This window comes from Bradyrhizobium sp. BR13661, from assembly GCF_029892425.1.
Taxonomy (GTDB): domain Bacteria; phylum Pseudomonadota; class Alphaproteobacteria; order Rhizobiales; family Xanthobacteraceae; genus Bradyrhizobium.
Genome location: NZ_JARXWB010000067.1, coordinates 1 through 8,773 on the forward strand (window position 1 = coordinate 1; position 8,773 = coordinate 8,773).

The 8,773-nt window shown below is 61.9% G+C and carries 6 protein-coding genes; all 6 read right to left on the reverse strand.

Annotated features, from left to right (window positions below):
- Nucleotides 1-132 precede the first annotated feature (132 nt).
- Nucleotides 133-2,187: an AAA family ATPase gene (locus M2427_RS41740; RefSeq protein WP_278501807.1), complete on the reverse strand. Its 2,055-nt coding sequence runs from the start codon at nucleotides 2,185-2,187 to the stop codon at nucleotides 133-135.
- Nucleotides 2,188-2,649: 462 nt separating this feature from the next.
- The gene (locus tag M2427_RS41745) at nucleotides 2,650-3,057 is read right to left on the reverse strand and encodes a hypothetical protein (RefSeq protein WP_278501810.1); all 408 of its coding nucleotides are present in this window, start codon (nucleotides 3,055-3,057) and stop codon (nucleotides 2,650-2,652) included.
- Nucleotides 3,057-3,512, reverse strand: a complete 456-nt coding sequence (locus M2427_RS41750; protein ID WP_278501813.1) for a hypothetical protein — start codon at nucleotides 3,510-3,512, stop codon at nucleotides 3,057-3,059. The genes M2427_RS41745 and M2427_RS41750 overlap by 1 nt, the downstream gene beginning before the upstream one ends.
- Nucleotides 3,509-5,869, reverse strand: a complete 2,361-nt coding sequence (locus tag M2427_RS41755) for a hypothetical protein (RefSeq protein ID WP_278501814.1) — start codon at nucleotides 5,867-5,869, stop codon at nucleotides 3,509-3,511. Before M2427_RS41755 ends, M2427_RS41750 begins: the two co-directional genes overlap by 4 nt.
- A complete protein-coding gene (locus M2427_RS41760; RefSeq protein ID WP_278501815.1) occupies nucleotides 5,866-7,398 on the reverse strand; it encodes a site-specific integrase in 1,533 nt (510 codons plus the stop codon). The genes M2427_RS41755 and M2427_RS41760 overlap by 4 nt, the downstream gene beginning before the upstream one ends.
- Nucleotides 7,395-8,402, reverse strand: coding sequence for a tyrosine-type recombinase/integrase (locus M2427_RS41765; RefSeq protein ID WP_280712534.1), 1,008 nt, complete (start codon nucleotides 8,400-8,402; stop codon nucleotides 7,395-7,397). Before M2427_RS41765 ends, M2427_RS41760 begins: the two co-directional genes overlap by 4 nt.
- Nucleotides 8,403-8,773 lie beyond the last annotated feature (371 nt).

Sequence of the window (8,773 nt, forward strand, 5' to 3'; positions counted from 1 at the left end):
TTCCAAAGTATGCTGTTTCGGCTTTGGAGCTGGGTGAGTGAGTGTGAGTTTCCCGTTGATTTGACGATCTATTTCTCGCTCGCTGCGTCTCGGGCATGTTGCTGACGGCGGGAAGCCTAGTTTGTTGCTTTATCAGACCTCCGACAACACTACGCTCTTGCCGGAGTGTGCTTCTTCGAAGCGCGCCGAAGAACCAATTTGTTGCTCATCTAGCAGGTGCTCCAGTTGGAGCCCAGAGGCTCGATTGGTCGTTTTCGGAGCCGCCTGGATCGCGTTGCTGATCACGTCGGGGTCGCCGATGAGCACGACCGTTTCAACAGATCGCGTTGCGGCCGTGTAGATCATCGTCCGGTCGAGAAGCCGAGACCGCGCGATCGGCAGGATGACGCGCCTGAAGGCCGATCCCTGCGCCTTGTGGACGCTGATCGCCCAGCCGTGAGTGAGCTTCTCGAGATCGGCTGCCAAGATCGCGTCCGCGGTGCCATCGTCGAAGGTTACCCACGCGCCATCCTGATGAGGGTGCCTGATCGTCCCGATCGCCCCGTTCATGAAGCCGGAGTAGGTCGGCTCGTTCGTAAGCGGATCGAGCACCACGTTGCCGGCCCGATCACGGAGAGGGGCCTTGCGATAGTCGTTCTTCAGCCAAAGGACCTTCGAACCGGCGCTCAGCCCCCAATCCCGGATGCGGGCTTGTCGGGCCATATACTCTGCCTCGATACATTGGTTGAGCGCTTTTGCGCCGGCGGGCCCGTTCTTCGTCTGAGTGAGGATTTGTACGTCGAGTGCGTGCAGGCGGTCCGCCTGACCCGCTTCCGGAGCGGGACCGCACATTGCCCGGAACACCTGCAAGGTTTTCGAGGCAATCTCGTCTTGCCTGGCCGGCACGAGGAACACCCCCGGCGCAAGTGGCGCTGTCTCGTTGAACGGAAGGAACGAGGGGATCGCGCCGGTCCGGATCATGCCGCCGGCGCGCGGGATGCCCGTCTGATCTGCTTGCCGATGGATGACGTCGAGAGCCACGCGCGGGATCGCGTCCGCAGCGACCATGGAGCGGAACAAGAGGCCCGGGCCGATCGGCGGAAGCTGGGCTGGATCGCCAATGAAGACGAGGTCGACCTCCGTCGGGATCTGCGAGAGGATGCGGTACACCGAGGGCGTGTCCAGCATGGACGCCTCGTCGAAGATCATCAGCCCACGTCGAAGGCGCCGACCGCCTCCTTCGATCTGATGCAGGAAGCGAGCGATCGTCGTCGCTTCCTTGCCGGTTGCCTCGGCAATTCGCCGAACGGCCCGTCCGGCCAGGGCGACCTGGGGGTACTCGAAGCCGCTTTGCTCGACAGCAGGGAGGGCGGCGCGGCGCGCTTCCGAAGCCCGGAGAACGGCTCTGACGACCGTGGTCTTGCCGGTGCCGGCACCGCCGGTGATGACGCTGACCGCACTCGACGTCGCCATGAACACAGCTTCGCGCTGCAGCTTCGTAAGTTGGTAGCCAACCTCCGCTTCGACCTTCCTGATGGCATCGTCGATGGCCGCCGGATCGATAGGCTCGACGTTCCGCGTGAGGCGCTCGCCGAAGAACCGCTCGAGTTCGTGCTCCATGAACCAGCAGGCGCGGGACTGCAGAAGGTCGTTTCCGATCGCGATGATCCGCCCGGCCTCTACCGCAATCTCCAGCGCCCGGTCCGGGTCGCCGCCCCAAGGCGCTGCGAGGTGTTGCACCAGCGGCAAGATCGACGAGGAGGGCGCCGCCATGTGTCCTTGGCGGAAGCGAACCGCGAGGGCCTCCTCGACGGCCGAACACAGACGCCTCTTGTCGTCGAGCGTCAGGCCCAGGCGTAGCGCTCGGGCGTCTACCTCGGCCCAAGGCTCAAGGAGCGTCAGGGTGTACGGGTCCGCCTTTATCCGCTCGATGGCCTGCAGGCCCCAGAGGCTTGCGGCCGCGCCCGCGACGCGCGGGGAGACCCCATACCGATCAAGCCATCGGAACACCTCAACCTCGTCGGCCAGGAGTCCGAAGCCATCAACGATCGCGGCCGCTTTTTCAGGTCCGACGACGGCGGCGATCGGCGCCAGGCGTCTGGCTTGCACGTGCGCGTAGATGTCGTCTCCCAAGGTCGACCAGAGTTTCTCTGCCGTCGACCAGCCGACGCCGACGAAGCGCTTGTCGGTCGCGAGGTAGCGGATCAACGCCCGGCCTTTGGGAATGAGGGGCAGGGCCAAATCTGCGTAGAGCTGTGGGCCATACTCGGGATGTAGGCGCTCGGTCCCAGTCAGCCTCCACGATTCACCTACGGCAGGATCCCGGGCACTGATCTTAGCCGGCACAACCGCCCGCCTAAGAGCCCCCGCTTCGTCCCGGCCGATCAGGATCAAGCCGCCGTAACCGCTTCGATGCACGGACGTCATGCAAAGTTCGAACGATGACAGGGAAGTCTGCTCGGGTAGCTCACCAAGGACCAGACCGGAAGTCTGATCCCCGAAGCCACTCCGTCGCTTTTCAGCCCCTGCCATAGCGCTCGTCTCTCCGTTCACTGCGGCCACCCACGCCGTACCGGCGCGGGTCCCTGCGCCTCGTTCACTGCGAGCCGCTCGCTATGGCTTTTCGGGGCTGCGACGGAGCGGCTCCGAGGACCAGACTTCTCACCAGCATCAGGGAAGCTTCCCCGTTTCAGTCATCAGGGCGTTCATACGACGCCAACGTTCCGTTTCGCGGCGGAGCGACGCGTTCTCGGCCATCAACCGCAGATTCTGCGCCTCGAGTTCGGCTCGGTCTGCGTCCACCTTGCCCTTCTGCTCGCGAACCGCTTCAGCCTGCTCCAGCCGGGTCAGGTTCACTTTCCGGTCTGCCGCGTCGGCCTCATCAAGGATGCGGGCGCACCGCGGGTTGGTCTGGAAGACCTTGCGGTCGAAGCCGCAGGCCTTGGCGATCGCGCTCCGATTGAGCTCGACGCCATAACGCGGGAGAGGTTGCCCGCGCCGGCCTTCCAGATATTCGATCAGGCCATCGACGTTCTCTTGGGCGAGCTCGATGCCACTTTTGCCGGTCCCCTTGGCCATCAGGGATGCTCCGAGAGCGGATGGCGCACGACTTTGGCCTGCGGGAGGGCACCCATGCCGTCCAAGGCATCGATGGCCGCCTGGTACTTGTCGAAGAACCGCTTCCAGGTGCCAAAACCGCCCATCTCTGCGGTCGACAGGATCATCGCCCGGTGAGACGCGATCAGGAGCTCCTTCTCGCCACGAAGGCGCTCGATCTCGCTGTTCTTCAGAGAGATCTGGCGTTCCAATTCAACGCGCGACAACTTGCTGGATCGCTCGACGGCGGACCGGATTTTGTCCTGTCGACTGGCGTAATCAGCAACCAGCGCCTTCCGCTTCTCGTTTCGGGTAATGTCGGTCGGATACTTGAGAACACCGTCCATTCGGCGGATCACGGCCCGCGCTGTGATCTTCTCGTCATCGACGAGCATTGCCTCAAGCACCTCTTCAAGACGATCAAGTTTTTCGGTCATAGGCCATCCCGCAAGAAGGTCACGGTGTCGAGAACGGAAGTGCCGCGCCGGCTCTCCGCGGACTGATAGAGATCGGGGCCATCCGGGAACGGCTTTTCGCCCGGGCTGGTATCGAGCGTCGTCAAAATATTCGTCAACCGGGTCCGGGCATGGGCGACCTGATTGTGCCATCCGATCGAGCGCTGATGCTCGGGCAGAGCCTCCAGCGTCTTGACCGCGCCGGCCATGCGATCGCGCAGACGTTCGAGATGCTCGCGTTCCTCGTCGACCTCGGATCTGGCGAGGTGCCTGCAGCCGTTGAAGCACTCAAGGTGCTTGGGGCAGGGGTCCACCGCGAAGCTATTCACGCAGAACCCGTACGGCGTGACGTGCAGCCCGTCTGCCTCGGCGTTCAAATATTCGAACGCGACATCATCACCGTGTTCATGCTGGATACGACGGAACTCGTCGATGATGGGACCGCTCACCTTGTTGGCGGCGATCATCCGATAGACCTGCCGCGCGTTGTCGCTGAGAGCTTCCTCGGCCGGTTCGGGGACATTGATGTTGGCCAAATCCTCCGCCAAGCTCCGATGGTCATACTCGTAGCTCTGGGCGACGCTCCGCCGGTTGAAGCGCTTTGTGATGATGGTGTCGGCAACACCGAGCCGGAACAGTTCGGTCGTTTGCAAATGCCGGAGCGCATGAGGATTGAGGCTGATCTGGCGATCCTGCTCGTCAACGCCATATCGGCGGAAGATCGATTCAGGCTTGCTGCCGTCCAAGATCGTCTGAATGTCAGCCGTCGCAATGCGTCCAGCGGCAAAGTAGTGGGTCGGATCCAGCAAGCCGTCATTGCGCCCTTCGATGAGGTTGCGGATCGGCATAAGGAACATCAGGTCGTGCGGATAGATCAGGGTGCCATCGGTCAGCGTTGCCGGCTCGAGGTCCGGCAGTTTCGTCGGCATGTTGGCGCGGACGTAGGCCTCGACCTCGCCAACGCGAAGGAAGGCATCTCGCCATTCGACGCGATCGACGACGTCGCCGAACCGGTTCCGGATCACAATCAGGCCGGCCTTGCGCGGTCGTAACCAAAATACCGACGTGGGTTGGAAGGAGGCGGCGCTGCCGATCTGGATGTCCCTGATCTCCTCGAGCACGCTGGTGTCCAATGTTTGTCGGTAGCGGGCCTCCAACTCAACCGGAACTTCCTTGCTGGAGAAGACGGCATTTCCGCTGAGCCGCGTGAACATTTCGTGGGCCGGGACCAGGGCGTCGGACGGATATTCCGGGAACAGGCTTCCTGTTTCGACCTGTAGACGCAACCGCTCACGAAGCGGAGCTGTCAGATCGGCGATCTTGGTGAGGGTCTCGAGAACGACATCTTCAAAAATCGGCGGGACGTGCTGTGCGTTCTCATAGAGGCAGATGCCGTCGACGCGCTCGTCTTCGACCTGTTTCTCGGCAAAGTGCCGCAGCATCAGCGATCGGGATTGTCCGCCCTTGTTGCCTGCGGCACCACCGTCGGCATCGACGTACTCGCGCCAGCGGCGGCAATCGAGCGGCAATAGTACGAGTTCACCGATACGGAGGCCGGAGATGACCCCGAGTTTCAGAACCGCGAAGCGGATCGCATCGGAGAAGCTGCGCGGAGTTTCAGTGAAGACAATACGGACCATCTCCCAAAACGCGCGTTCTTCAGGCAGTTTTGCCTCGGACTTGCGCTCGGATAAGCGACCGCGCAAAGCGCTCGTTCCGGAGGATGCGTTAACGCGAAGGCGCTCGCCCTGCACCCGTTCGTGGCTCAGACGGGCAGCATCGGATCCCAACGGCGCGCAGAACCGGGCAAGAGCAGAGATGTCAGCCAGGTGCTGATCGTCCAGCACCGTCCGGACCGTCATTTCGAAGTTAAGGGCGTTCTTGCCGGAGTCGCCGACGAGAAGGGCTGCGTTATAGGCTTGCTGAACCTGGTCAGGCGAGACAGCCCACGGCGGCGTATTACCTGCGGCCGACGCGAGGTGCCTGATCCAGCGGGCAGGCACCATCGCGCTACGCGGCTTGTTTTTCCGCACCAGCACCTGATGGATGATCGCGGCGAGGTACAGGTCGCGCCACGATTGGCTCATCGGCGCAGGCGCAAGCTCGGATTGTCCGGCGCGTCGCCTGACCTCATTCAAGCGCTCAAAGGCGTCTTCCTCAACGCCAAAGTCCGAGACATGGATCGACGGCGGCGGGATCATTCCGACCAGGGCGGTCAGATCCCAGCGGCTCTCCTTGGCGATCTTGCCGGCGTCGTCACACGGCAGATCCCACTCGAGGCCACGCTCATCCGCCAAAACGCGGGCTGAAGCCACATAGGCAGCGAACGAGGCATTCATTGGTCCGGATCCTCCGCCTTCAGGCCTTCAACGACCCTGCGAACACCATCCAGCGTGGTCCGAAGCTGCACAAAGGCCGGCGATTGTTCGTTGCTACGGGAGGAGGCGGCGAAGTCCAGAACGACGGGTCTCAGATCTTCCAGAACCCGCTCATGGATGTTGGTGTCCCTTAACGGCATGAAGCGCCGGCAGGTGTAGCAGGACAGCACCGGATTCTTGCTGCAGAGGCTCTGACCGACCTCGCAGCCGCCAATTCCAGCGATCGGTATGCCATGCGGAACGCCGCCGATCTGCTTGTCTGCCGGCAGCCGCAGCAGCGTCTCCTTGTCGATGATCCGCGTCCGAGCGATCTTCGCGACGTTGGCGTAGATCGGAGAGATCGCCATCGCCTGGTTCACGCGCTGCGCCTGGGTCGGCGAGGTATCGAAGTAAATATTGGCGGTTCGGTAGCTGGCGTGCACCATGAACTCGGTGAGCGCAATATGGGCGACGCCGGCATCCGCAAGCCGTTGGGCGGCCGTGTGACGTAGGTCGGTCGGGGTCCAAGACTCGTCGGTCAGATCCTCGCAAAGTTCGGTAAGGATCTCGCTTATTTCGCCGGGCGTAAGTCTGAAGAGGAGCCGTTCCGGCGTCTCTGGGTTGGCTCCGAGGTCTCGGTGCTCACGGCGCCGACAAAGTTCGACGAAGAGCGGGGCCCATTCGCGTTTGATCCGGCGCGTAACGCGATTCCGCTGCTTCTTGTCGCGCTGCTTGGCCGCGATGACGGCTACATGCACAGCGCCGGTCGAGAACACACGAACGTCGGCGACCTCGATCCGAGCGATTTGCCCAGGCCGGAAGGCGTACTGGTAGGCGATCACCAGGATACAAGCATCCCGGAGCTGAACGCTGTCCACCGCTTCACTGGATTTGGATAAGAGCGCACAGACCTCGTCGATGTGGTCGACGATAGCCGCTTGATGGTCCAACGGCAGGAAGCATTCGCCCGAGCGGACGGCGCGATACAGGTCGACCTTTGGGCTTCTCAAGGCGCGAACAAGCGGGGCGCTGGCGGGGTTCCAATGACCGATGGACAGGCTGCAAAGCGAGTGCAGTGTGCGTCGCAATGCTCCGGCCTGGCCCGGAGTAGCATTTGGCTTAGCAAAGACATTCCAGTGAGAACGAGCCTCAAAAATAGGGAGCGCCACCAACATCATTAGAGACGCGAGACCGCGGTCTCGAACATACGTCTCGAGCTGATTGGCGCTGACAACGACCGTGTGGAGGTCGAGACGAGCAAACCAATCTGCCAGCACAAGCTTGATAATCGGAGAGGCAGAACCGTATCCGTCAAAATTGATGCGTTGCCGCTTGCCGTCGAACTCAACGGTAATAAACGATGCTTCCGACAAGTCCCTTATTGCGTGGAGCTTATCGGCAAAGTCGTCATGGTATCGGACGAGCGGCGGGAGAGGTGGTAACGAGCGAACAGCCGCCGCAATCGCCGTTTCCAGGCGATCTTGATCGATGTTTTGGGCTGCAATGCTCATGTGTCGCCCCCATGGAGGGAGCGACGGAGCGCGTCGACAAATAGATCGAACTTTTCGTTCCAGACCTCGGAGAGCTCGGTCTCGAAGTACGCCCGCGCATAGAGGCGAGGCATGTCGGACTCGGGCGTCCATCCAAAGAACAGACGAAGCTTTTCCATCGCACGGCCGAGGTCGTCACCAGCCTCCTGGTAACGCCGCATCCGCACTACCGCGCAGGTATGTCGTAAGTCGTGACAAGAGACGCTTGTAAGTCCTTGCTTCTCCAGAGATTTACGCGCCGGCTCCGAGAGCGCCGCAGTTGCTGCCTCGAAGACCTCGCTGATCATACGCAACGACAGCGGACGGTGCTTCTGAGACATCAGCAATTGCGGATAGCGCGTTCGTTCTCGATAGTTCTGAACGTACACATCGGTCAGCAGCACAATCTCCTGCGGCACCGGAAGCTGGCGTCTCGAGAGCGCTGTTTTCAGGCCAGGTTGCTCGTACCGAGGGTCCTCGTCGGTAGTGGGTTCGACATCGATCCATGTGACGGTTTGGCCCGACGTCAGATCGATGTCGTCCTTGATTGCGTTCGCCGCCAAGAGGCCCGCCTCGCCGCGTCTCAGGCCGAGCCGCAACAGCAGCATAAAGAGCAGCAAGTTGCGCCAGCGCTGCTTTTCCGTCTTGAAGGGATTGCGGGCAGAACCCGGATCGAAGATCGCGTAGAGATCGTTGATCACGGCCGGCGGCAGAGCGCGGATTGGAGGAGGGGCCCGAACAGGGGCCGGGCTCAGTTGACTGTACAAGCTCTCAAGGCGCTGGATCCGCGTTTCAATTGCCCCTGCCCGGATTTCGCCGGTCGAACTGCCGTGGCGCAGAATGTCCAGCACGAATGTCAGTGCCGAGCTCCAGGTCGACGATCGATCGGCGCCGTCGATCGCGGCCTCGTTCCGGAGTTGAGCTAGGAAGCCCATCAGGACGTCCTCGAGGCCGTCGAAGTCCAAACCAGCCAGGAGCCGGTCCAAGCAGTCGGTCCCGCGCTGGCGTTCTACAGCTTCGTAGAGGCGTCCTAGGGCAGCCAGGTGGCGCTGCCTGGTGGCAGGCTCCAACGAGCCCTTGAGCACGTCGATCCAAATCGATGCCCAGAACCTGGGGATGCTTGATCTGCCAAGACAGACTCGGCCGGCAAGCGCCGGCGGAACGAGCGCAGATCGGAGACTGGCAGTGGACATGCTGGCGGCTGCTGCTGTTGTGGAAGCGTGCCGACTACGGTCTGGCTGAAGTGGGCCAATCGCAACAGCCCAAACCGCGTTTCAACAGGAACATTTGCCGAGGTCTAATCAGCCGCTTGGACCAAAAAAGCTACAGAAATCAAACCGCATGGAAATTCCATAAT